Origin of the sequence: Natrononativus amylolyticus (genome assembly GCF_024362525.1) — an archaeon.
Classification (GTDB): Archaea; Halobacteriota; Halobacteria; order Halobacteriales; family Natrialbaceae; genus Natrononativus; species Natrononativus amylolyticus.
In genome coordinates this window covers 1,488,271-1,511,081 of record NZ_CP101458.1, presented here as the reverse complement: position 1 = coordinate 1,511,081, position 22,811 = coordinate 1,488,271, and the positions used below count along the sequence as shown (strand labels likewise).

Here is a 22,811-nt window from a genome sequence, read left to right as displayed (position 1 = left end):
TTCTCTGCCTGCTGCGCTCCGGGAGCGATCAGGCTTCGCTCTCCTCGTCGACGCCCGCGAAGAGGTACCAGGCGCCGATCATCGCGATCAGGAAGACGGCACCCAGGCCGACTCGGATGGCGATCTCCTCGAAGCCCGACGCCTCCGCGCGGGCGAGACCGCCGGCCCAGCCGCCGACCAGGACCGCGAATCCGGTCGCCGCGACGATCATGATCAGCACCCGATCGGTAGGAATGTCCATTGTCGTGCGTTCGCCTCGAGTCTCGGTAAACGACACACCTGCATGGGCCGGCGGCGGGGCGACCGCTCGAGGGTGGCCAGGTGGTGCCGATCGACGGCCGCAGCGGCCCCAGCGCTGAAGACCGATGCGAGCGTTTCTCGAGACATGGAGTTCGACGTGATCCAGGGCGACATCGCCGCACAGGAGGCCGACGCGCTGGTCAACGCGGCGGGGACGAGCCTGCGAATGGGATCGGGCGTCGCGGGTGCGCTCAGGCGCGCTGCGGGCGACGAACTCGAGGAGGAAGCGATGGCGACGGGACCGGTCGACCTCGGCGACGCGGCCGTCACCGACGCCTACGACCTCGAGGCCGAGTACGTAATCCACGCGGCGGCGATGCCCCACGACGGCGACGGCCGGGCGACCGCCGAGAGCATCCGCGAGGCGACCCGTAACTCCCTCGAGGCTGCCGACGAGCGCGGGTGCGAATCGCTCGTCCTGCCGGCGCTCGGCTGCGGCGTCGCGGGGTTCGACCTCGCAGACGGCGCGGCGATCATCGCCGAGACGATTCGGGAGTACGAGCCCGAATCGCTGACGGACGTTCGCCTCATCGCCTACAGCGACGGGGAGTACGAGACGGTGCGACGGACGGCGCTCGAGTAAACTCGATCGCCTGTCGGGCAAGCTGCGTTGATCAATGGTTCGCGGTGAGTAAACTACCGCGACCAACTAACTATCCAGCTTCCAACTATTGGTAGGCCTCGAACTCCTCGCCGAAGATCACGAAGTAGGCGACACCAATCATCCCGATGACCGATGCAATCGTGAACGAGATTTCCGGGTTCACGAACTCCCACAGGAACCCACCTAGTACCCCGCTGGGGATCACGATCGCACCACGGACGAAGTAGTATGAGCCAGTCACTCGACCGCCTGCACCTCGTTCAGCCGGTCCAACGATCAGTGCCTTGTGAGCCGGTAACCCAGCGAAGCGCAGCCCCGAGAACGCGAACAGTGCGATCAAGACCAACGAGTTTTCCGGCGCGAAGATGAGCATGATCGGAAAGACGGCGTAGACCAAAAAGCCGAGTCCAACGACTGGCTTGAGTCCGACATGCTCGGCGATTTTGGCGGCGGGAGCCATCGTGAGGAGTGCGATAAACATCTCGACGCTCAGGAGAACGCCGAAGAACGCGGCGGGCGACAGGTTGATCGTGCCAAACACGGGAACCGTCACCGTCAGTCCGATCCCCATCAGTTGCGTGATCACGAGGATGAAAAACGCGTATACCATCCCATTGGCGAACCGCACGAACGTATCTGCCACCAGCAATGGACGTAATGGGTCTGGAAGCGCCCGTAGATCGGTGAGGATCTGGCCGAAGCCCTGGAACTCCTTCCCGACGGTGTCCTTATCGGCTTCGTACAGCAGGTGCTGTACGATTGTGCCGAGGACAGCGAAGACAATGGCGATCACGAGCACCCACAGAAAACCGGGCATCAGTTGGTCGGCCACGAGGATAGCGACGATCAGTGGCGCAATCAGAAACGCTGTTCGTCGGAACGTTTCCGTACTGGCGAATCCGCGAACCAGTCGGCTCGGTTCGGTGGTCTGCTTAACAATCGCGTAGTGACCGCCGATTCCGAACGATTTCCAGCACTGGGCCAATAACAGCCCGACGAACACCCAAACCCACGGCTCGAGGACGAACGCACCAAGATCGATTGCCGGGATGTAGGCAGCAGCGAACCAGATCGCAAATCCGAACGTCGAAAGAAATCCGAAAACAGTCAAGGCATATCGTGAACCGACGCGATCAGAGACAACCCCACCGTAGTACGGAAAGACTGCCCCGATTACGTTCCCGAGCGTGGCGAACAGACCCACGATGAACCCAGTTGCGCCGAGGAAGACGAGATACTCCGGAAGGAATCGATTGGTCATCTGGAACCCCAAGCTGAAAGCAAACATCGCCAACGAGAGTACCAGAACGTCTCGCTGAAGGGAGAAGAACTGCCGGAACGCATCCATCGGTCCGGCAACTTCGACTTGTTGACCTGCCATAGTCTAATTCAGCCAGTCATGAGCATAAATGTCGGCGAAGTCGGTGATTTGGGCCGGAACGCTGGCCCCACCTGACAGTCTTTAGGGGAGAAACGAGGCGGGATCTTTCTCGTACAGTTCCCACATCGTAATCCCTGCGTCACGGATCTCTGGACTACGCGAGTGCGCTGAACTGACGAGATCGTCCCACGTGAGGGTCCCTGGAAAGATGAGTGGGATCGTATGCGACTCGACCGTGTCCCAGTTCGGGTTTTCGCCCGTAAATCCCTCAGCGACGAGTTCGGTCGTTCCATCGGTGTACTGGTCGCCCACGTAATCGGGTTTCACGCCGAGTCCTAACCTGTAGGGATAGGCGACCCAGTGCCATCGTTGACCAGCCCCGTGATGAACTGCCGGCGACCACGTGTACACCTCGCCTGGGTGGAGCTGTTTGGTATCGGCAGGATGGTCAGTTTCCAGATCGCGCCACATTTCGACGATCCACTGGCCATCTTCCCACGTCCCGGTGGCCTTCCAATCTGCGGCGCTTCCGGAGGGTTCTCGCAACGGTCGTCGTGGGATCATCGCGCCTTCCCACTCGGCGACAGCTGGATCGAATTCCGCTGCATCTTCCAGTTCCAGTGCATATGTTCCGTCCTGCTGGTCTGGGAGAGTGCCGTCACGAATATCGTGATAGTCGAGCGCACCAGCATCGACGACGTCCGGGTTCCACATATACTCGGGGCCGTCCTCCGGGTTCCAGTTTTGGGCCGTGTACGTATTTTGGCCCTGGTCACTGTGTCGATAATCAAGGACGTGGTGATCCGTCCCGTATCCTTTCGGGTTACTGCGGTGAGCACGCCACATTGGCAGGTCGAGAAACACGCCGTCGGCTTTCAACTGGTCGAGTTCGTGCTGTGGTCTGACCGCTCGCCAGTCGTTTTCCCACCACTCACCCTCACATGCCTGTGGGATGTACTTCCGGATATCCGTCTTGTCTAGCCCGTCCGGCCCAAAGTGATCGTGTTCGCGGACGTCCGATCTGGGAACCTGACTAGGCATCGACCGCTGACCGGTGTGTACAGTCAGCCATCCACCGAATTGCTCGGCACCTTTGACGGAGCCGTCGTCCAGTAGAAAGCTTACTCGATCTTCGTAGAATCCAGTGTGATCCCCGTACTCACCGTTGGCAACCCACGGCGACGGATCGCCGAACTGTTGCCACTCTCCGTCCTGGTAGACGAGCATATCATGGAGCCAGCCACCGGGATCAGGTTGCTCCCAGGTGAATCGGAAGGATATTTGCCGCTCGTTGAAGGCAACCTGCGTTTCCAACCATTTAATAGACTCTTTGGGACGCCAGTCAGGAGTCACGTCACGCCAATCAATCGGGCGAATTCTTGTATTGATCGATGACTGATGGACGTTCAGCGCACATTACTCGAAATAATCGAAGACGGTTTGCTGAACTTATCCTCCGTATTTAGCACGTCGTTTTTGACAGCTAGCCGTGAAATCGACTGGCACTCACGTACCACTGTCACCAACCCGAACGCCGGATCGCAGCGAGAAGACGATCCGACGAAAATCAGGACAGCGGTAGACCGCGAATCTCCACGGCATCACCGCCCTCGACGTGACCGATGACTCTCCCGTCGGTTTCCCCAGCGAGCGACTCGGCGTCCGCCTCCGGCAGCGCGAGGACGAACCCGGTTCCCATGTTGAACGTCCGGTGCATCTCCTCGTCGGAGACCTCGCCCTCCTCCTGTACGAACTCGAAAATCGGCTGTGTGGGCAACGGATCGTCGATCACGTACCGGCGCTCGCCCATCCGCGAGAGGTTCGTCCAGCCGCCGCCAGTGACGTGCGCCGCCGCGTGAACGTCGTACTCGCGCATCGACTCGAGCAGCTCCGTGTAAATCCGGGTCGGCCGCAACAGCTCCTCGCCGATCGTCACCTCGGGGTCGAGCGGGAACGTGTCGGTGTACTCGTGATTCCGGGTCACCGCCTCGCGCGCGAGCGTGAGGCCGTTCGAGTGGATCCCGTTCGAGGCAACGCCGACGAGCGCGTCGCCCACCTGGGATTCACCCTCGAGCACCTCGTCCTTCGCCGCGAGGCCGGCACAGGTTCCCGCGAGGTCGAAGCCGTTGATCACCTCGGGCATCACCGCCGTCTCGCCGCCGAGGAGGGTGAGGTCGGCCTGCTCGAGTCCGACGGCGAGTCCCTGGCCGATCTCGTTGGTGAGTCGATCGTCGGGCTCATCTATCGCGAGGTAGTCGACGAATGCGACCGGTTCGACGCCGGCGGCGACGAGGTCGTTCGCGTTCATCGCGATGCAGTCGATGCCGATGGTCGAGAAGTCGTCCATCGCTTCCGCGACCAGCAGTTTCGTTCCGACGCCGTCGGTCGCCAGCGCGAGGTACCGATCCCCGATGTCGAGCAGGCCGGCGTACTCCGTGGTGAGGTCGGAGCCGAAGGCCTCGAGCAGCGCCGCCGTGGCGTCCTCGCTGGCCTCGATATCGACGCCGGTTCCGGCGTACGTGAGTCCCTCGTCGTCTCCGTCGGTCATGCCTGAACGACCTCGCGGGGCCGGCAAAAGGACACCGGTCCGCCGCGGGCGGCTACCAGAGGCCGAACAGCAGGAGGAAACCAGCCAGGAAGACGAGGCTGAGGCCGAACACGAGCGCGAACACGCCCTTGTGCCACTGCCAGACGGATTTGCCGTCGAGCGGGCCGAACGGGATCATGTTGAACGCGGCCAGAAAGAGGTTGATGAGCACGCCCATGTGACCGATCTGGCCGACGAACGACGGTGCGCCGACGGCGGCCGGGAGGAACATGAGCGGCAGGAACACGACGGCGAGCCCGTGGTTGGTCACCGGCCCCGCCAGCGCGATCAGGCCGTTCTCCCGGTAGGTGATCCGGCCGCGGTGGTAGACCGCACCGGGGGCGGCGAACAGGAAGCCGACCAGCGCGCTCATGATCGCCAGAAACAACATCCCGTAGTCGGCGCGGAACTCCGCGACCTGGCCGAAGCGGATCGCGACGACCTTGTGGGCGAGTTCGTGGAGCAGGAAGGCGACGCCGACGGTGACGAAACTCAGTCCCGTGAGGTAGAGAAACGGCTCGAGGTCGAACCGACCCGCACTCGGCGGATCGAGAAACAGCGCGAACGCCACGCTCAGTGCGATCCAGGCGACGGCGAGGTCGAACAGTTCGCGGTTGCTGAACTCGAGGGGCGACTGTGATCGAGAGTGGGTTCGGTAGCTCATCGGATCAGCTCGAGGAGTTGCTCGAGACTCATCTGCGCGCCCCGGATCAATTCGTTCATCAGCGCGTCGACCCCGCCGATATCGGTCGCCAGCCACGGCAGAACGACGACCGGGAACAGCAGCGTCGCGATCATGCTCCCGACGTTCGTCAGCGCGACGATCATGATAAGCCGGAACAGCGGTACGTCGAACATCTCCTCGAGAGCCTCGCCGAGCGGACGATCCGCGTCGCCGATGATCTCGTTCAGCGCCTGGATGTCGCCGACGTTGACCGGCCGGTGTTTGAGTTCGACGTAGCCGGCGAACCAGCCCGGCGCGAGCAGCGGGTTGATGCTGGTGAGCCAGGCGACGGAGCCGCCGACGCCGGCGCTGGTCCAGCGGGCACCCGCCAGCCGGGCGAGCGTGAACGCGAAGATGCCGTTGAACAGGAACCAGGCGGCGAACAGCTGCAAGAGGAACGTGTTCTGCACCCCGGCCATGATCAGCAGGAAGAAAAAGCCGAGGAAGCCGACCATCACGAGGTAGCCGAAGATCTTCAGCGGCGAGAACCGCCGGCCGGAGTCCGTGCCGGTGATCGACTCGAGCGGCGGCAGCGTCTCGGGGTTCTCGAGGTAGCGGTCGATGCCGGCCTTGTGGCCCGCGCCGACGACCGCGAGGACGTTGAACCCCTGCTCGCGCAGCGCGTGGACCTTGTGGGCGATGTAGGCGTCGCGTTCGTCGATCAGGGCGTTGGCACCCCGGGGACTGAACCGGCGGAACTCCTCCATCATGGCGGCGACGACGTCGCCGTCGGTCATCTCCTCGATGTCGATCTCGTCTAGGTCCTCGACGTCCTCAGTGACCGCGTCGAGGGCGGAGCCGAGCAGGAAGCCGAGGGTGGCCCCGATCCCGACGCCGGCGAGGACGCCGACCAGCCCGCGGATCGTGAGCGTGCCGGCGTTTTCGAACGCGCCGGCCGAGAGCGGCCCGACGAACGTGTTCGTCGCGACGAGAGCGAGACAGCCACCGATTCCGAGCAGGACGCCGATCGCGACCCGCAGCGTGAAGCCGCTGACGAGCCCGCCGGAGTACTCCTCGGGCGTCTCGAGGGAGGGAAGGAAAAGCAATCCGATCAACAGCCCGCCGACGGTGCCGTAGCCGAGCGCGCCGACGTACTGGAGCGTCGCCGGATCGGTGAGCCCGAACGCGAGCAGGTCGCCGAGGCCGAGAAGCGGGGCGAGAAACGCGGCGAAGACGAGCCCGACGAACAGCCCGGCTGCGGCGCCGAAGCCCACCGAGATCGTTCGCGGATCGGTCACGCCGAGGGCGAGGCCACCGACCATCTTCAGTTTCTCGGAGAGCGAGAGCCGCGCCCAGAACCGTTGCATCGTCACCTGAATGTCGCGGTCGACCAGGGCGACGCCGTGGCCGTTCGCCTCGGCGGCCTCGATCGCCGCCTTCATGTCCGCGCCGGGTTCGATGTCGAACTTCTCGCCGAGGCGCGACTGGACGTAGGAAAGCATCCAGTAGGCCAGAAACTGAAACACCGTGTTCCCGCTCAGGAGGTCTCGAGCTTCGATGTCCTCCGGCGCACCGCCTTGCATCTGCCGATACCGGCTCTCGTCGAGTTCGACGGCGACTACGTCCGGGCGCTCCTCGTCGATGGTCTCGTAGACCTCGTCGACGCTCGCCTGGGAGACGTGTGCCGTACCGAGAACGGTGACGGAACCGCGCTCGCGCTCCGGCGGATCGGGCGGCTCCGGAACGCTCGCGTCGCCTGCATCACTCATTACCGCATCAACATCGTCCCGACTTTTACCAGTATCGAAGCCCCATGCGGGTTGAGAAGACTGATTGCCGTCCTCTCGTAATCTCCGCCGATGACCGACCTGATGGAGACGTTCATCGAGAACCGGGAGATGGTCCAGCCAAACCACGCGAACATGCTCGAGACGGCTCACGGGGGGAACGTCATGAAGTGGATGGACGAGATCGGCGCGATGTCGGCGATGCGCTTTTCCGGGGAAACCTGCGTCACCGCCCGCGTCGACCAGATGAACTTCGAGCGCCCGATCCCGGTCGGCGACACCGCCTTCATCGAGGCCTACGTCTACGACGCCGGGCGCTCGAGCGTGAAGGTTCGTCTCCGAACCTACCGCGAGGACCTCCGGACTCGCGAGCGCGAGAAAACCACCGAGTCCTACTTCGTCTTCGTCGCCATCGACGAGAACCGCCGGCCGACGACGGTTCCGGAGCTGACGGTGGGCACCGAGGAGGGGCGCCGACTCCGCGAAGAGGCGCTGGCGAACGAGGACGACGGCCGGTAATCGGCTCGTTCCTCAGTCGAATCGGATCCGTTCGGCCCGCGGGTCGATCTCGACCCGTCCGCCGATCGGAATCGGCGTCGTCGGCCAGGTGTGGCCGACGTCGACGTTCTGAACGACCGGCGCCTCCGGATTGTACTCCGCGAAGACGCTCGAGACAGCCTCTCGTTGCCGTTCTCGATACCGCTCTCGCCACTCCGGCTCGCGACCCTCGAGGTGCGAGCGCGCGGCCGGCCTGCCGACGATCGCCCCCGAAAACCGCTCGAGCAGCCCTCGCTCCCCGAGCGCCCGGAGCACGCCGGCGACCCACTCGGGATCGGGCACCTCCTCGCTCGTCTCGAGGACGAGTACCGTCCCCTCGAGGGCGTCCTCGTCGGGGAGGAAGCAGTCGGCGAGGAACTGCTGGTCTACGATCTCGAGACAGCCGCCCCAGACGCGTCCCGCGACGGGGGCCTCGCCGCCGGACCACGACCAGCCCGGGTTTTGTTCCGTCGTTCGTGGCTCCTCGAGCGAGTCGGGGTCCGCCCAGTCGCCCGGCTCGTCGGTGAACCGGTCGGCGGGTCGAAGGTCGCCGAACGAGTCGGCGAACAACGCCCGTTCCGTGTACTCGACGGTGTGCTCGAACATCCCGCCGTCCATCGCGAGTTCCGTCAGGACGCACGGGCCGTAGAACGAGACGACGCCGAGGTTCCAGAGGTACAGCGCGAGGTTCGTGTTGTCGCTGTAGCCGTAGAATCGCGTCGGGTTCTCCCGGAGGACGTCGGGCTCGAGGTGGAGAGCATCCGGATCTGGTCGTTGCCGCCGATGACGGCGATCACGCCCCGGATCTCGGGGTCCGCGAAGGCGTCCATCACGTCGGACGCCCGCTCTTCGGGGCGGTCGTAGAGGAAGTCGGCGTCCCGCGTGGCGGTGGGGTACTCGACCGGCTCGAGGCCGAAGGGGTCGCGCAGGCGCTCGAGTCCCAGCTCGTAGACGTGCGGGAACTCCGCAGCCGAGTTCGAGGCGGGGGCGACGACGGCGATACGGTCGCCGCGCTCGAGCGGCGGCGGGGTGACGAACTCCTGCATGGTCGGGGCTCTCGCGGCGAGGAAAAGTAGCTGGCGGTGGCCTGCGACAGGTTCGCACGGTCCCGGCTACGAGAGGAGGTCGCCCACGTCGCCCAGCGACTCGAGAACGTAATCCGGAGTGACGTCGCCGTCCTCGACGGTCGCTCGCGTCGTAACGCCGGTCAGCACGACGGCGGTATCCATCCCGGCGTCCGCGCCGAGCAGAATATCGGTGTCGAGACGGTCGCCGACGACGAGCGTCTCCGAGGGCGGTGCCTCGAGGCGGGCCATCGCCGCCGCGGCGGCGACCGCGGACGGTTTTCCGAGGATCGCGTCGACCTGACGACCGCCCATCGCTTCCATCGCCGCGAGGATCGCGCCCGAGCCCGGAATCGAGCCGTCGTCGGTCGGAATCGTCACGTCCGGGTCGGTGCCGTAGAAGGGAACCTCACGTTCGAGAGCCGTCAGGGCGTCCGAAAGGGTGTCGAACTCGAGGTCGCGATCGATCGAGCCGACGACGACCTCCGCGGCCGTCGGCTCGGTCGTAACCGAGAGTCCGGCGTCCTCGAGGATCCGTCGGAGTCGGTCCTCGCCGACGAGGTAGATCCGCTCGCCGGCGTGGTTTTCAGCGAGGTACGCCGCAGTCACCGTCGCCGAGGTGAGCACGTCCTCGGGTGCGACGTCGATCCCGTGTGCGGCCAGCTTCTCGCCGTAGTGGGCTGCGCCACGGGTGGGGTTGTTCGAAAAGAGCAGTCGGGAGACGCCGACCTCCTCGAGGGTGGCCAGCCCGTCGACCGCACCGGGGAGCAACGCGTTTCCGCGAACGATGGTCCCGTCGACGTCGAGGATCGCCGCCTGGTAGCCGTCACCGGTCATTGGCTCACCGAAAGGGAGCGAGGCGGTTGAGCGTTCGGGTTCCGACGTTCGAGCCGCCCTCGAGGACGGGGCGAATTCTTATCCCTCGACCCGCCCTTCCTCGAGCCATGGGACTCGATGTCGAGCCGCCCGACCCGCCGGAGTTGTCGTTCGTCGATCCGAACGAGTACGAGGACGCCACGATCGGAACCGGGACCGAGACGGACGTCGACTACCGCCGCGAGGAGCTCCAGGAGTTTCTCGAGGACGGCGCCTGGGAGGAGGCGTTTTCCGAGTGGGCGGCGGACACCGACCTCACCGACGAGGAGTACGCCATCGCCCGCGACCTCGAGCTGTTCGCCGGCTTCGACTTCTTCTGGGACGACTTCGCCGACCGGGTGGGCTATCACGCCCCCGGCATTTCCGAGGACTGGCGCGAGCGCGGGTACCACCCCGAGATCGATTCGTGGGGAACCGTCTCCGCCATCAACGCCGAGCTCACGGAGTTCGGACAGATCGTCTCGGTCGTCCTCAAGGAGGAGTACATCGACTGGGAGGCCGAGTACGAGCCGCCGGAGGACCTGCCCGACTTCGGCTGACCGGTACGGCTCCGCTCGCGTCACTCCTGGGCGATACCCATGTTCTTCACCGGACCGCCACAGCGCGGGCACGACCCCGGCGTGTGCGCCGCCGTCGCGCGGAATCCGCACCCCAGACACTCGTAGTACGAACCCACGGGAACGTACGGGTCGAACCTGTTCATGTGTGATGTTAGCACCCCACGGGCAAAAGACTCTCGCCGCTACCGTCGGGCGACGACCGCGAACGTCTCGGGTCGGTTTCGGGCCTCGAGAATCTCGAAGCCCGCCGCCTCGAGGTCGGCGGTTGTCTCCTCGAGCGAGAACCGTTCGTCCGTCGACGGGCCGTCTTCGCCGGGGCCGTCGGCCGACCAGTCGACGGTGACGAGCCGCCCGCCGGGTTGGATCACTCGGGCGAGTTCAGCGAAGGCGTCCTCACCGGCGTACTCGTGGTGGGTCATCGTCGAGTAGGCGGCGTCGAGGTGGTCGTCGTCGAACGGTAGCGACTCGATGCCCGCGGTAACGACGTCGACGTTCTCGGGGAGCCCCTTCTCGCGGTACTTCTCGTGCATCTCCGCCTGGACGTCGACGGCGTACAGCGTGCCGGCGAACGGGGCGACGTCGTCGGCGTAGAACCCGGTGCCGGAGCCGAGATCCGCGACCGCGGCGTCGGCCTCGAGAGCCAGCATCTCCACGAGTTCCTCCCGGGAGCAGTACCGGTACCTGGAGGGGTCCTCGAGCGCGTCTGCCCGGTCGATAGGGAAGGTATGAAAGCCCATCACCGCACCTCCGGGGCGACCTCGCTCCCGAGGCGCTCGATACACTCCGTCATCGCGTCGGTACCGATTCCGGGGTGGTAGGTCCTGAAGATGAAGTGGATGTCGTCGCCCAGCGCCTCCCGGTAGGGCTCGAGGCCCTCGATCACCTGTTCGGGGGTGCCGAAGATGGCCTGCTCCTTCAGTTCCTGTTTGCGTTCTTCGGGGAGTTCAGGTACCTCCTCCCCGGAGAAGATCTCGGCGTACCGACGCTGGATGTAGAGGTAGCCGTCTCTCATCTCCTCCCAGGCCTCCTCGCGGGAGTCGCCGACGAAGCCGTGCTGGAGCACGTAGATCCCGAACTCGCCGTCGAGCCCTTCCTCGTCGCGAACGTTCCGGATGTCGTCGACGCGCTTTTTCAGCCCGCCCACGGACAGCGAGGAGGGTGCACACCACGCGTCGGCCGTGCGGGCGGCGCGGCGAACGGCTGGTTTCGCGGCCCCGCCGAGCATAATCGGGATCTCGGAGTCGGGTTTCGGCGTCACGGAGACGTCGGGTGAAACGTCGTGGAACTGGGCGTCGTACTCGAGCGGGCCGTCCGACCACGCGGCACGGACCAGGTCGACCTGGTCCGCGAGGCGGTCGACGCGCTCCTCGCGCGGGACGCCGAAGGCGTCGAACTCGCGGGGGTTCGATCCGATGGCGAGCCCCAGGGTCAGCCGCCCGCCGGAGATGAGATCGACCGTCGCGGCGTCCTCGGCCAGCCGCACCCCGTCGTACAGCGGGGCCAGCGCGATGCAGGTTCCGAGTTCGATCTCATCGGTTTCGGCGGCGAGCGCGCCGAGTGCGGGCATCGTCCCCGAGAGGTAGCCGTCCTCAGCGAAGTGGTGTTCGGACACCCAGGCGCTGTCGAGTCCGGCGTCCTCGATGGCCCGCCCCAGAGTGAGCATCTCGTCGTAAATCTCGGTCATCGACCGGTCGTCGTCCGGCCGTCGCTGACACGTGAACAGCCCAGTGCCGAGTTGCATGGGGCGACTGTTGTGGGGCCGGGGCAAAGTCGTTTCCACATCGGGGGCGACGCGAGCGGTCGACGGCGCCCGCGTTTCGTCGACGCCTCCGTCTGCGAGACTCGAGTGCGACGGACCGGGTTCGAGTTCACTGATAACACATATCATGGCCCGGCTCGTAGTGATACATAGCGCTCGCTGTGAGTCACGGTTGGGGAACGCGACCCGTAGAAACCGGCGCTACGAGGGGACCATGGCACGAACAACGACACTACCGACTGATCCGTCGATCCGTCCTCGGACGGTTCGTCGCGCCGTAGGCGGCCACCGACGGAGGTGGCGGCGATGAACTACCGGCTGGCGTACGCGGTGGGCTTTCACCCGTGGGAGTCGGCAATCGAGACTCCCGCGTTCGTCGCCTCCATCGAACGGCTGTTCGACGAGGCGGAAGTCGGGCGCGATCCACCGTACGGGTCGGCGCTCGACCTCGGCACCGGCAGCGGAATCTGGGGGGTCGAACTGGCCAAGCGGGGCTGGCAGGTCACGGGCGTCGACATCGTCGAGAAGGCGCTCGGGCGCGCTCGAGACCGGGTCGACGAGGCGGGCGTCGAGATGGAACTCGTCCGCGGCGACGTGACCGACCTCCGCGGGGCTGGCGTCGACGGCGAGTACCGACTCGTCCTCGATACGGGGACCTACCACGGGCTGACCAGCGAACAGCGCGCGGCGATGGCTCGGGAGGTCGACGCCGTCGCCGGAGACGAGGCGACCGTGCTCCTGCTCGCGTGGGAGCCGAAGCGACGGGGGCCGTTACCGCGGGGGGCGACTCGGGAGGAACTCGAGGCGAACTTCCCCGGCTGGGAGGTGACCGACCTCGGTCGCACGAACTTCACGGCCCCGAAACCGGTCGAGATCCTGATGAAGCCGAACGAACACTGGTATCGGCTCCGCCGGGAGTGACGGACTCGGAGGACAGACGCCGATTTTCATCCAGCGACGCTCGAGGCCTGGCGGAGGCGTCGGCTGGTCTACGCCGAGAGCATCCGGTAGCGAAACGCGAGGTAGACGATGACGAACGCGAACGCGCTGGCGTAGAGGAACGAGCCTGTCGAGAGGGCGAACGCGAGGGCGCCGATATTGAGAACGATTCCGATCAGGTACACCGGCTTCAGCTTGGCTGTGTTCATTCCGTGTCGACGACTTGGAACCCCGCGAAGACGTGCGTGTCGGTTTCGGAGGACGAATCTCGTGGGAGCGGGATCGAATCGCTCAGTAGTCGATCCGCGTGATCTCCTCGACCGGCCACTGGCTCAGGATCTCGACCCCGTTCTCGCGGACGACGACCATCTCCTCGACGCGGACGCCCTGGCGCTCGGCGGGCTCCTGGGTCTCGACTGCCATCGTCATCCCCTCCTCGATCTCGATCGGGTGATCGGGTGAGAGGCCACGCCAGATCAGCGGCACCTCGTACAGCTGGAGGCCGAGCCCGTGCGCCCAGTGGTTCGTCGTCATCTGCCAGTGCTCGTCGGCGTCGTAGAACTCGGCGTGCTCGCCCTCCATGTCGGGGAAGGCCTCGGCGATCTCGTCGGTCGTCGCGCCCGGTTGTATCTCCTCGAGGACGTCGTAGAGGTTGTCCCGGGCGATCTCGTAAGCGTCCTGCTGGGCCTCGGTGGGCTCGCCCATCGAGAACGTGCGGTAGTAACACGACCGGTAGCCCAGGTAGCCGATGTTGTACATGTCGGCGTAGACGAGATCCTTCGGGCGGATCGTCCGGTCGGTGGTGTTCGCCTGGTGTTTCGGCCACGTGTTGGGTCCGGAGGTGAGGTAGCCGCCGCCGACGAACGCCCCCTGGCGCCAGAGTTCGTCCACCGCCTGTCCCCAGACCTCCGACTCGCGCATCCCCGGTTCGGCGGCGTTCTTGATCCGCTGGAAGCCCGCTTCGCAGATCGCGGCCACCTGCCGCAGGCACTCGATCTCGTCGCGCGTCTTGACCTTCCGGGCGTCCTCCATCACCGCGTGGACGGTCGCCGTGTCGACTTCGACGCCGCGCTCTTCGAACGCGCCGATCAGGCCGGCGTTGCCGACGTCGAGGCCCATCTTCTCGTCGCTCACGCCGTACTCCTCGAGTGCGGTCACGACCGTCTCGGCCATCTTCCCCTTCAAGAACTGGCGGGCGGAATCGCGCCCGGACGCGCGGGGGACGTTGCCGAGGCCGGGACAGGCGTAGCGAATGTCCTGCAGCCACGGGCAATTGAAACGCTGATTGCTCGCGTGGTCGGCGGTGTCCCAGTGAACGATATCGCCCTCTTCCGTGAGCAAGGTGTAGTGGTCCGCCCCGCTCCCGCCGGTCATCGCCAGCCCGGTGACGTACCGGATGTTCGGGTCCGAGACGAGCAGCATCGAGCCCAGATCTGTCTCCTGTAGGCGCTCTAAGGCGCGCTCTTTTCGCTCCTCGCGCAGGCGCTTGACGTCGATGCGCTCCTCCCAGTCGACGGCCTGCGTGCCGCGGGTTCCCTCCATGAAGCTTCGCTCGTACATACCTCCCCCTTCACGAACGTTCCTTATGAAAACCACCGACACGAGACGGGCAGACGGCCGCGGGACCCGCGCGGGAACCGCCAGCCGACGGCGGTTCCTCACCTTTTTTAGTGGGACACGGCATTGCTCAGCACGTATGTACAAGCACGTCGCCTGTCTCGTCCGCCAGGACGGAATGAGCCACGAGGAGTTCGTCGACTACTGGCAGGGAGAGCACACCCCGATCGCCCGCGACATCGAGGGCGTGGTGCGCTACCAGACGGTGATTCCCACGGAACCGGAACACGCCGAGTTCGACGGTCTCGCCGAACTCTACTTCGAGAGCCTCGAGGACCTCCACGACGCCCTGGGCAGTCCCGGCTCCCGGGACTACGATCCGACGAAGGAGGTGGCCGCGAAGGCCCGCGAGGACGTCGACAACTTCCTTGCCGTCGAGGAACGACCCCGGCTGATCGGTGAGGAGATTATCCAGAAAGATGAGACGGACGGCGACACGACGGGGCTGTACAAGCACTCCGCGTTCCTCGTCCGCCAGGAGGGGATGAGCCACGAGGAGTTCGTCGACCACTGGCAGAACGAGCACACCCCGATCGCGCGCGAGATCGAGGGCGTGGTGCGCTACGCGACCGTCCTCCCCACGGACCCCGAGAACAGCGAGTTCGACGGCGTCGCCGAACTCTACTTCGAGGAGCTGGAGGCGCTGTACGACGCCCTCGGGAGCGAGGGCTCGCGGGACTACGATCCGGCGAAAGGCAAAGCGAAGGAGGCCCGCGAGGACGTCGACAACTTCCTCGCGATCGACGAGCGCCCGCGGTTCATCGGCAAGGAAACGCTCCAGGTCGACCGCACCGGGGAGTAGCCGCCATGAGTGACACCGGTCCCGACTACGAACGGCAGGTTCGGGAGGCGTTTCCCGAACTCGAGGAGATCGAGGATGCGGACCTCCGCGAGCAGGTCGTCGAGGCCTGGAAACTGGCCCTCGAGCGCGGCGGCTGGCGAGATATCCACGACATCCCCTACGCCTGGAACATCCACGAGGTGGACAACGTCGAGCACGTCCGCGGGGTGACGAAAATCGCCCTCGAGTCCGCCGCGGTCCAGCGGGAGTTCCACGGCGCCGACCCCGACACCGACGCGATCGTGGCGGCGTGTCTGCTCCACGACGTCGGCAAGTGTTACGAGTACGTCGACTTCGTCGACGAGGAACTCGTCGATCCCGACCCCACCTACGCGAGCGAGGAGATCCCCCACTCCATCTCGGGGTACGCGCTGGCCCACGAGGTCGGCTGTCCGCTCGCCGTCCAGCGGGCGATCCCCCACTTCCTGGGGGAGGTGCCGACGCGCACCCTCGAGGCCGAACTCGTCAAGAGTGCGAACTCGGCGAGTTCGAACGCGATCACCCAGGCGACGATGGGGATCACCCTCAAAGAGTGGGTCGACGAGTACTCCCAGACGACCGGGTGAGCTACGGAACCGGTCGATCCCGACGGTCGACCGTCCTCCGCCGACGCGAACGGACCGAGCACGGGACTCGAGTGCGGTCCTGTCGCAACCGAGACGACTCGAGTGCGGTCCTGCCGCAACCGGAGCATACTCGGTTCCGGCCCGCCGTTGCACGGGACGAGAGCTCGATGTCGGGACAGTTTCGCCGCCTCGCCACCTTCGACGTCCTCCTGTTGACGGCGGCGATCTGGTTTCTCGCGAAGTTCCTCCGGTACGCGTTTCCGCCGCTGTTCGGTCCGTTTCAGGACACCTACGGGGTCTCCAACACCGTTCTCGGCCTCGCGTTCACCGCGTTCATGCTCGTCTACGCGGCGATGCAGTTCCCCTCCGGCGTGCTCGCCGACAGGCTCGGCTCGGTGACGGTCATCACGGCCGGCGTCGTCGCCGCCGCGCTCGCGGCGCTCGCGCTGACCGTCGATTCGTCGTTCGCCGTCCTCGTCCTCGCGATGGTCCTCATGGGGGCGGGCACCGGTGCCCACAAGACCGTCGCCGTCCGGTTGCTCGCGCGCGTGTACCCCTCGAGGACCGGCCGCGCGCTGGGGGCGCTCGACACCTTCGGCACGTTCGGCGGCGTGGTCGCGCCCGCAGCGGTGGTCGCCGTCGCCGGCGTCTCCTACGCCTTCGGCGCCAGCTGGCGGCTGGTGTTTCTCGTCGCGGGGGTCGTCGGCCTCGCTCTCGGTGCCGCGTTCGTCCTCCGGGTCCCCGACCGGCTGCCGGACGACCCCGAAGTCGATCCGAAGACGGCCGTGACCGGGGGTGGCGGGCTGGGGCGCTACGCCCGACTCTTCGGTGAGTGGCGGTTCACCGTCTTCGTCCTCGTCACGGTGCTGTTCTCCTTTACGTACAACGGCCTCGTCGCGTTCGCGCCGCTGTACCTGACCGAGGAGGGTGGACTCGAGGCCACGACCGCGAGCTTACTGTACAGCGCGCTGTTCGCCGTCAGCCTCGTCCAGCTCGTCACCGGCGAGGTGAGCGACCGGATCGGCACGCTGCCCGTGATCGTCTGCGCGCTCGCGGGCGCCAGCCTCGGGATGGTTGGACTCGTCTCGCTGTCCGGTTCCGGATCCGCGCTCGCCCTCGGCGGCGCGCTCGTCCTCGTCGGCCTGGGCTCGCACGGCTTTCGCCCCGTCAGGGGCTCGTACCTGATGTCGGCGGTTCCGACCGAGATCTCGGGGGGCGGACTGGGGATCGTCAGGACGATGCTGATGGGCGCCGGCGCGGTCGCCCCCGCGCTCGTGGGCTACCTCTCGGAGACCGCCGGCTTCAGACCCGCGTTCGGGCTCCTCGCGGTCTCGATCGCCGGCGCGACCGCGCTGAGTGCGCTCCTGTGGGTGTTCGACGACGCCGGGACGTGAGCGACGGGATGCGACGCCAGTGGGTGCTGCTGCCGGGTGTGCGTTTTTGGCGCTGAGCGTCGAACCCCGGTCTATGTACTCGCTAGCCACACGCAGCGAGATCGAGCCGCACGAACTCGAGGACGAAGCGCCCACGCTGCTCCCGGTCGGGGTCGAGCTCAGGCCCGACGAGATGCGCCCCAGCATCTGGGAGTACGAGAAGGGCGAGGAGAACGCCTACCACCGCCAGCGGGAACAGGAGGAGCTGTACGTCGTCCTCGAGGGAACCGTCGACGTGACGATCGAACGCGAGGACGACCGCGACGTCGTCGAGCTCCGCCAGCACGACTGTCTGGTCGTCCCACCGGAGTCCTGGCGACAGCTCCGGGCCGTCGAGGATAGCACCGTGCTCGTCGTCGGCTCGCCGAACGTGAAAGACGACGGTATCCTTGAGGGGTAGCGGACGAACGAGCTACGAGCGGGTCAGCCAGCCGGCGACGCCAACGAGCACCGCACCCAGCAGTACCCCGGCGAGGCCGACCGGGTCGCCGACCGACGCCGCGGTAACGCCACCGGCGACGATTCCGGCGGCCCCACCGCCAGCGAGCATCGGGACAGCGACGCCCGTCGACACCTTCGACTCGGCTCGTACCGCCTCGAGGTCAGCGCGCAGGTCGACGAGGTCGTCGCGCGCGCGGCTGGCGTCCCGGTCGGCTCCCACCTCGAGCGCCTCGAGTCGTTCCTCGAGCGTCCCACACCGCGGTCCGATCTCTGTGAGGTCCGCGACCCGCGACTCGAGTCGATCCACCCGCTCCGGGTCGACCGGTTCCGTCTCGAGCCGGTCGTCGATCTCGCGTTCGAGTTCCGACCGGGTCGTGTCGAGGCGGTCGTCGACGTCTCCGATCGCCGTTTCGAGGGTCGAGAGCGAGCTCTCGAGGTCGGCGACTGCCGAGTCGACGCGGCCCTCGAGTGCGGACTCCGTCTCCGAGAAGGTCGCGGTCAGGTGCGCGATTCCGTCGTCCGTCTCCGCCGACAACGATTCGACGTCCGCCGACAGCGATTCGACGTGACCGGCCAGCTCCGCGACCCGCGTTTCCGCCTCCGTCGAGTGCTCCTCGAGACGATCCGAAACGCGGTCGACGCGGGTGACGGCGGCGTCGAGCCGGTCTTCGAGGTCGGCGAGCGCCGCGTCGAGGCGGGCACACTCGGCCGCGGTCGCGCTCTCTTCGGCCAGCCGCTCGTGTGTATCGCGGAGTTCCGCGAGCGCATCGCCGGTCGCCGTGAGGTCGTCTCGAGTGGCCTCGAGGGAAGTTTCGAGATCCGCGACGGCCGCCGAAACCCCCTCCAGATCGTCACCGAGGGCGTCGACCGCCGTCGCGGCGCGTTTATCGACCGACTCGAGCGCCTCGGAGAGGGTCTCGACCTCGGCGGCGACGGCTTCGATCTCCGCGTCCCTGTTCGCCAGCCGGTCGAACAGCTGGTCGATGGCGTCGTCCGCTATCGCGGAGCCGTCGGACGCGGTAGGGTCGTCGGCGCTCGGTTCGGAGAACGTCAGCGTTTCCCCGGCCGTCGGTGCCGCCTCGGGGGCCGACCAGGTGACGGCTTCGAGGCCGTCGATTCCGTCAGTCGCGGCCGCGAGGGCGCCTCGAGCGGCGCACTCGGCCGGCTCCTCTGCGAGTCTGACGCCGCGAATTGAGATCGGAAGGGGGCTCCCGTCGAACCGCCCGCCGAGCAGGTACTCGACGCCCTCGACGGCTCCGCTGCCGGCGACCGCGACGGGAACCGCGAGCCCCGACTGGAGGTCGCTCTCGTCGGCCCGGTCGGCGATCGCGGTCGCCAGTTCGACGGCGAGCGCGTCGAACGCGCCCGCGAGGGCGCTCTCGATCTCGCCGGTTGCGGCGTCCGGGTCGAGCGTGAACGCCTCGAGGGCGGCCGCGACCGCGACCGGGTCGGAACCGGTGTCGTCGGCCGCGGCGGCGATCAGCCACTCGCGGCCCTTCGGCAGCGAGAACGCCAGCGCCGGCACGCCGTAGTACGACAGCGAGACGCTCGTGAGCTGCTCGCCGATGCAGATGCCGAGGCCGGTGTGTTTGTCCGCTGCGAGCTGGTCGTAGACGACGGCGAACCCGGCGGTGATCGGCGCCGGCTCGAGGCCCGCGGCCGACGCGAAGTCCCCGGGGAGTGCCCCACCCTCGCGGCGGTCGCCGCGGATTGTGGATTCGGTCCCGTCGACGATCCGTCCGGGAGTCGTGTAACAGAGCCGTCCGCCGATCGCGCCCTCGAGGGCCCCGGCGTCGGCCAGGAGCCCGCCGACGAGCGCCGACAGCGCCGGTTCGACGTGCTCGCCGGCCGGCACGCCGTCGACGAACAGGGGCTCGAGCGCCGCCCCGGTTGCGTCGGCGACGCGTTCGGCGTCCTCGCCGAGGACGTACGTGGTGCCGTCGCGTTCGATCGAGCAGCGCTCGCCGAGTGCGACCGGCGGCACCTCGGCGATCGACTCGAGCGGACAGGCGACCGCCGGCGCGCGGCTAACCTCGAGGTCGGCGCCGTCGGCGACGGTTCGTGCCAGCCGAACTCCGTCGGACGTGATATCGAGACCGTAGTTCATAGCCGGAGGAAACGGAGGACCACCTTGGAGGTTTGGTCCCGAATACCAGAACTGAAAACGAGCGAGCGATCGCGAGCGCAGTTTACAGCGGTTCCAGACCCGCCTCCCGGCGGAGCACGTCGATGTACTCGCTGAACCCGGTCTCGAGGTCGTACTCGGGGTCGTAGTTCAGGTCCTCTTTCGCGGCGCTCATCTCGAGCTTCTGGGTCCAGGGGAGTTCGCCCTCGTCGCTGACGTCGATCTCCGCGTCGGGAACGATCTTCTCGACGGTTTCGGCGGCCTCGCGGATGGTCGCGACCGTTCCGCGGACGTTGTAGACGCGCCGGGAGAGTCGGGCGTCGGGGGCGAACGCCGCCTTGCGGAACGCCTGGGCGATGTCCCGGACGTACTGCCAGTCGATCACCTGGTCGCCGTACTCCACCGAGAACGGCTCGCCGAGCGCGGGTTTCTCGATGATGTTCGCGAGAAACGCCGACCCGCCAGTTTCGCGGTAGGGGCCGTAGGCGACCGTCGGACGCAGGCCGACGTGGGAGACGCCGTGATCCTCGTAGTACACCCGCGCCTGGTGTTCGTTGTACTCCTTGGTCGCGCCGTAGAGCGTGTCGGGGTAGACGAGGTCGTCCTCGGTGACCCAGCCGTCGTTCGCCGTGTAGTTCGTCGGGGGTGCGTAGACGGCCGCCGAGGAGGCCCACGCCACGCGTTCGACCTGGTCGTCGAGGATTCGCGCCGCTTCGAAGACGTTGTTCGTCCCCTCGATGTTGACCTGCTGAGCCGCCCGCGGGTTCTCGCGCGCGGTCGTCGTGAGCAACGCCGCGAGGTGGACGACGTGGGTCGCCCCCGTCTCGCGGACCGCTCGGATGACGTCCGTCGCGTCCGAGACGTCGCCGCGGCGGATCTCGACGTCGTCGGCGACGCCGAGTTTCTCGAGGATCCGTGGGTCGGTCGAGAGATCGTACGCCACGACGTCGTGACCGTGCTCGACGAGGTCTTCGACGACGTACGACCCGATGAATCCCGTCCCGCCAGTAACGAGTACCGTGGAGTTATCGACAGACATTATCACGAACGTCCCGGCAGAACGGCAAAAGCGTTCCTGAAACGGGTGGCCGCCGCGACCGGGGGTCGCTGCAAGGTCAACGTTCACCCCTCCGTCCGTCGAACCTCGAGTACGCCATGTCGAACGCCACCGCTTCGCTTCCGGCAGTGCTCCGCGTCGACGACGACCTCGAGGCGATCCAGGCAGACGTCGGCGGCGATCCGGCCGTCGCCATCGAACAGGCCCGCGAAGACCTCGCGAGGTTCGAGGTCCGCGAGGCGGCAACACAGGCGTCGCTACTCGACGACGTCGAGAGCCTGCTGTTGCGCGCCCAGGAACAGGTCGAGGGCGACCACGCCCGTCGGCTCGAGGCGATCCGCAACCGGATTCGGATCTACCGCGAGGCCGTCTCCGACACCGACGAGGACCTCGCGGTCATCGACGCCACCGTTCGGACCGAAACGGAAGACGAGTCGGCGATTCGGGCCGTTCGCGGCGAGCCCGTCGAACTCGTCGCGACCGTCGTCAACGGCGGGCGGGCGCGTCGGGTGGTCGTCGTCGCCGCGTTCTACGACGAGTCTGGCGCCGAACTCGAGCAGATCGCGACCGACGAACTCGGGTTCGACGCCGACGAACAGGCAGCGGTCGAACTCGGGGTGGTCGTTCCCGGGGAGACCGCCTACTACACGGCGACGGCCCTCGACGCGGAGACGCAGACCGTCGGCTGAGCGGCGAGAGTTGCCCTCGATCCGCGTCAGCCCGACGGATCGGCCATCGGGTCGCCGACAGTGAGCCGATCGCCCGTCTCGAGGCGCTCGCCCCACGACGACTCGGGCACCCGCGTGTTGACCATCAGCCGGAAGTAGTGGTCGAACCAGGCGTCGCCCGCCCACTCCGGGAGCGTCGCCTCGCGGCGGTCGACGAACCGCTCGCGAAAGTCGGGCGTCACCTCGCCGGTGTCGGGATCTCGAGTCGGAACGACGCAGCGCTGGCAGGGGTTGACGCCGTGGAGCGTCGTCGCGTCGGTCCCGAACGGAACGACCCGCCCGGGTTCGTCGTACAGTCGGTCCTCCCAGAAGGCGGGGCCGTCGACGACGAGGTTGGGCCGGAGCCGTCGACGCATCTCCGTTGGATCGATCCCGTCGAACCAGTCGGCGACCGCCTCGAGGGTCCCCCTCGAGATAACCGTCGGTCCAGCCGCCGCCGTGTCGTCCGGAAATCCACCTTCCTCCTCGCGAACCAGCGTCACGGGATACTCGAAGAACTCGGTGAGGTACGACTCGAGCGCCCGGCGGTCGAGTTCGAGGTGGAACGTCCGCGCCGACAGCTCCCGCTCGCGCGGCGAAGCCCCGGACGAGCCGTCGTCCCGGATCGCGATGGTTTCTCGCTCGAGGTCGAACTCGGCGCGCAGGCGGTGGATCCGCTGCTCGCGCTTTCCGTTGACGTACCCGCCGTTCTCGTCGACGATCGCGTACCGTCGGTCCCACTCGAGACCGCCGTTCTCGCCGATCTTCGCGGCGTCGACGGCAGCCGCGTCGAGCGACTTGATCGGGTGAACCAGTATCGACTCGAGGTGGGGCATCGGACGCACAATCGCAGTCGACGGTTAAAGTCGTGCGTATCGTTTATTTCGTTGCTCGGTTGCGAAACGTTCCGCGACGGTTCGGGTCGTCACGCCCGGAGTCGGCGAGCGAGACGTCGCCAGCGGGTGG

24 protein-coding genes and 1 pseudogene are annotated in these 22,811 nt (G+C 66.6%); 9 read left to right on the top strand and 16 right to left on the bottom strand.

Annotated elements, in window-relative coordinates; translation table 11 throughout:
- Nucleotides 1-28: 28 nt before the first annotated feature.
- Nucleotides 29-241: a hypothetical protein gene (locus NMQ11_RS07975; protein ID WP_255166967.1), complete on the bottom strand. Its 213-nt coding sequence runs from the start codon at nt 239-241 to the stop codon at nt 29-31.
- Nucleotides 242-385: 144 nt separating this feature from the next.
- On the opposite strand from NMQ11_RS07975, the gene NMQ11_RS07970 reads away from it, so the two are divergent.
- Nucleotides 386-883 (top strand): macro domain-containing protein, encoded by a 498-nt coding sequence (locus NMQ11_RS07970; RefSeq protein WP_255166966.1) that lies wholly within the window; start codon nt 386-388, stop codon nt 881-883.
- Between the two features lie 85 nt (nt 884-968).
- On the opposite strand, the gene NMQ11_RS07965 is transcribed toward NMQ11_RS07970, so the two are convergent.
- The 5 genes from NMQ11_RS07965 to NMQ11_RS07945 all read right to left on the bottom strand — a co-directional run bounded on the left by NMQ11_RS07965 (nt 969) and on the right by NMQ11_RS07945 (nt 7,305).
- Nucleotides 969-2,285, bottom strand: coding sequence for an MFS transporter (locus NMQ11_RS07965; protein ID WP_255166965.1), 1,317 nt, complete (start codon nt 2,283-2,285; stop codon nt 969-971).
- Nucleotides 2,286-2,366: 81 nt separating this feature from the next.
- Nucleotides 2,367-3,638, bottom strand: coding sequence for an ethylbenzene dehydrogenase-related protein (locus tag NMQ11_RS07960; protein WP_255166964.1), 1,272 nt, complete (start codon nt 3,636-3,638; stop codon nt 2,367-2,369).
- Between the two features lie 214 nt (nt 3,639-3,852).
- Entirely contained in the window at nt 3,853-4,833 is a 981-nt protein-coding gene (gene purM / locus NMQ11_RS07955) for a phosphoribosylformylglycinamidine cyclo-ligase (RefSeq protein WP_255166963.1), read from the bottom strand.
- 52 nt (nt 4,834-4,885) lie between these two features.
- Nucleotides 4,886-5,536 carry a zinc metalloprotease gene (locus tag NMQ11_RS07950; protein ID WP_255166962.1) on the bottom strand — a complete coding sequence of 217 codons (651 nt, stop codon included), beginning with the start codon at nt 5,534-5,536 and terminating at the stop codon, nt 4,886-4,888.
- Nucleotides 5,533-7,305 (bottom strand): TraB/GumN family protein, encoded by a 1,773-nt coding sequence (locus tag NMQ11_RS07945; RefSeq protein ID WP_255166961.1) that lies wholly within the window; start codon nt 7,303-7,305, stop codon nt 5,533-5,535. The genes NMQ11_RS07950 and NMQ11_RS07945 overlap by 4 nt, the downstream gene beginning before the upstream one ends.
- Before the next feature lie 90 nt (nt 7,306-7,395).
- On the opposite strand from NMQ11_RS07945, the gene NMQ11_RS07940 reads away from it, so the two are divergent.
- Nucleotides 7,396-7,842, top strand: a complete 447-nt coding sequence (locus tag NMQ11_RS07940) for an acyl-CoA thioesterase (protein ID WP_255166959.1) — start codon at nt 7,396-7,398, stop codon at nt 7,840-7,842.
- Between the two features lie 12 nt (nt 7,843-7,854).
- On the opposite strand, the pseudogene NMQ11_RS07935 reads toward NMQ11_RS07940, so the two are convergent.
- Nucleotides 7,855-8,906 (bottom strand): annotated as a pseudogene (locus NMQ11_RS07935) (S66 family peptidase).
- Nucleotides 8,907-8,972: 66 nt separating this feature from the next.
- Nucleotides 8,973-9,761, bottom strand: coding sequence for an HAD-IIA family hydrolase (locus NMQ11_RS07930; protein WP_255166958.1), 789 nt, complete (start codon nt 9,759-9,761; stop codon nt 8,973-8,975).
- A gap of 107 nt (nt 9,762-9,868) precedes the next feature.
- Here NMQ11_RS07930 and NMQ11_RS07925 point away from each other — a divergent pair, with 107 nt between their 5' ends.
- On the top strand, nt 9,869-10,339 hold the full coding sequence (locus NMQ11_RS07925; RefSeq protein ID WP_255166956.1) for a DUF7992 family protein: 471 nt from the start codon (nt 9,869-9,871) through the stop codon (nt 10,337-10,339).
- Between the two features lie 20 nt (nt 10,340-10,359).
- On the opposite strand, the gene NMQ11_RS07920 is transcribed toward NMQ11_RS07925, so the two are convergent.
- Genes NMQ11_RS07920 through NMQ11_RS07910 form a run of 3 tightly spaced genes read right to left on the bottom strand, consistent with a single transcriptional unit; the run spans nt 10,360 to nt 12,101 of the window.
- Complete coding sequence (locus tag NMQ11_RS07920) at nt 10,360-10,503, bottom strand: rubrerythrin-like domain-containing protein (protein ID WP_255166954.1); 144 nt, start codon at nt 10,501-10,503, stop codon at nt 10,360-10,362.
- A 39-nt stretch (nt 10,504-10,542) separates the two neighbouring features.
- Nucleotides 10,543-11,097, bottom strand: a complete 555-nt coding sequence (locus NMQ11_RS07915) for a class I SAM-dependent methyltransferase (protein WP_255166952.1) — start codon at nt 11,095-11,097, stop codon at nt 10,543-10,545.
- Nucleotides 11,097-12,101 carry an LLM class flavin-dependent oxidoreductase gene (locus NMQ11_RS07910; RefSeq protein ID WP_255166950.1) on the bottom strand — a complete coding sequence of 335 codons (1,005 nt, stop codon included), beginning with the start codon at nt 12,099-12,101 and terminating at the stop codon, nt 11,097-11,099. Before NMQ11_RS07910 ends, NMQ11_RS07915 begins: the two co-directional genes overlap by 1 nt.
- Before the next feature lie 324 nt (nt 12,102-12,425).
- On the opposite strand from NMQ11_RS07910, the gene NMQ11_RS07905 reads away from it, so the two are divergent.
- On the top strand, nt 12,426-13,040 hold the full coding sequence (locus NMQ11_RS07905) for a class I SAM-dependent methyltransferase (protein ID WP_255166948.1): 615 nt from the start codon (nt 12,426-12,428) through the stop codon (nt 13,038-13,040).
- Between the two features lie 68 nt (nt 13,041-13,108).
- Here the strand turns inward: NMQ11_RS07905 and NMQ11_RS07900 are convergent, their stop codons facing one another.
- Nucleotides 13,109-13,267: a hypothetical protein gene (locus NMQ11_RS07900; RefSeq protein ID WP_255166945.1), complete on the bottom strand. Its 159-nt coding sequence runs from the start codon at nt 13,265-13,267 to the stop codon at nt 13,109-13,111.
- An 82-nt stretch (nt 13,268-13,349) separates the two neighbouring features.
- A complete protein-coding gene (locus NMQ11_RS07895; RefSeq protein ID WP_255166941.1) occupies nt 13,350-14,618 on the bottom strand; it encodes a M24 family metallopeptidase in 1,269 nt (422 codons plus the stop codon).
- Between the two features lie 136 nt (nt 14,619-14,754).
- Here NMQ11_RS07895 and NMQ11_RS07890 point away from each other — a divergent pair, with 136 nt between their 5' ends.
- From NMQ11_RS07890 to NMQ11_RS07875, 4 genes are all read left to right on the top strand, one after another.
- Nucleotides 14,755-15,477, top strand: a complete 723-nt coding sequence (locus NMQ11_RS07890; protein ID WP_255166933.1) for an EthD domain-containing protein — start codon at nt 14,755-14,757, stop codon at nt 15,475-15,477.
- A 5-nt stretch (nt 15,478-15,482) separates the two neighbouring features.
- On the top strand, nt 15,483-16,082 hold the full coding sequence (locus NMQ11_RS07885; protein ID WP_255166932.1) for an HD domain-containing protein: 600 nt from the start codon (nt 15,483-15,485) through the stop codon (nt 16,080-16,082).
- A 167-nt stretch (nt 16,083-16,249) separates the two neighbouring features.
- The gene (locus NMQ11_RS07880; protein WP_255166931.1) at nt 16,250-17,476 is read left to right on the top strand and encodes an MFS transporter; all 1,227 of its coding nucleotides are present in this window, start codon (nt 16,250-16,252) and stop codon (nt 17,474-17,476) included.
- Nucleotides 17,477-17,549: 73 nt separating this feature from the next.
- Nucleotides 17,550-17,915 carry a cupin domain-containing protein gene (locus NMQ11_RS07875; protein WP_255166929.1) on the top strand — a complete coding sequence of 122 codons (366 nt, stop codon included), beginning with the start codon at nt 17,550-17,552 and terminating at the stop codon, nt 17,913-17,915.
- Nucleotides 17,916-17,927: 12 nt separating this feature from the next.
- Here the strand turns inward: NMQ11_RS07875 and NMQ11_RS07870 are convergent, their stop codons facing one another.
- Both NMQ11_RS07870 and NMQ11_RS07865 read right to left on the bottom strand, forming a co-directional pair.
- Entirely contained in the window at nt 17,928-20,063 is a 2,136-nt protein-coding gene (locus NMQ11_RS07870; RefSeq protein WP_255166927.1) for a disk-shape morphogenesis protein volactin, read from the bottom strand.
- 82 nt (nt 20,064-20,145) lie between these two features.
- On the bottom strand, nt 20,146-21,120 hold the full coding sequence (locus tag NMQ11_RS07865) for an NAD-dependent epimerase/dehydratase family protein (protein ID WP_255166926.1): 975 nt from the start codon (nt 21,118-21,120) through the stop codon (nt 20,146-20,148).
- A gap of 116 nt (nt 21,121-21,236) precedes the next feature.
- On the opposite strand from NMQ11_RS07865, the gene NMQ11_RS07860 reads away from it, so the two are divergent.
- A complete protein-coding gene (locus NMQ11_RS07860; protein WP_255166925.1) occupies nt 21,237-21,827 on the top strand; it encodes a hypothetical protein in 591 nt (196 codons plus the stop codon).
- Nucleotides 21,828-21,853: 26 nt separating this feature from the next.
- On the opposite strand, the gene NMQ11_RS07855 is transcribed toward NMQ11_RS07860, so the two are convergent.
- A complete protein-coding gene (locus tag NMQ11_RS07855; protein WP_255170851.1) occupies nt 21,854-22,681 on the bottom strand; it encodes an MOSC domain-containing protein in 828 nt (275 codons plus the stop codon).
- Nucleotides 22,682-22,811: the final 130 nt, after the last annotated feature.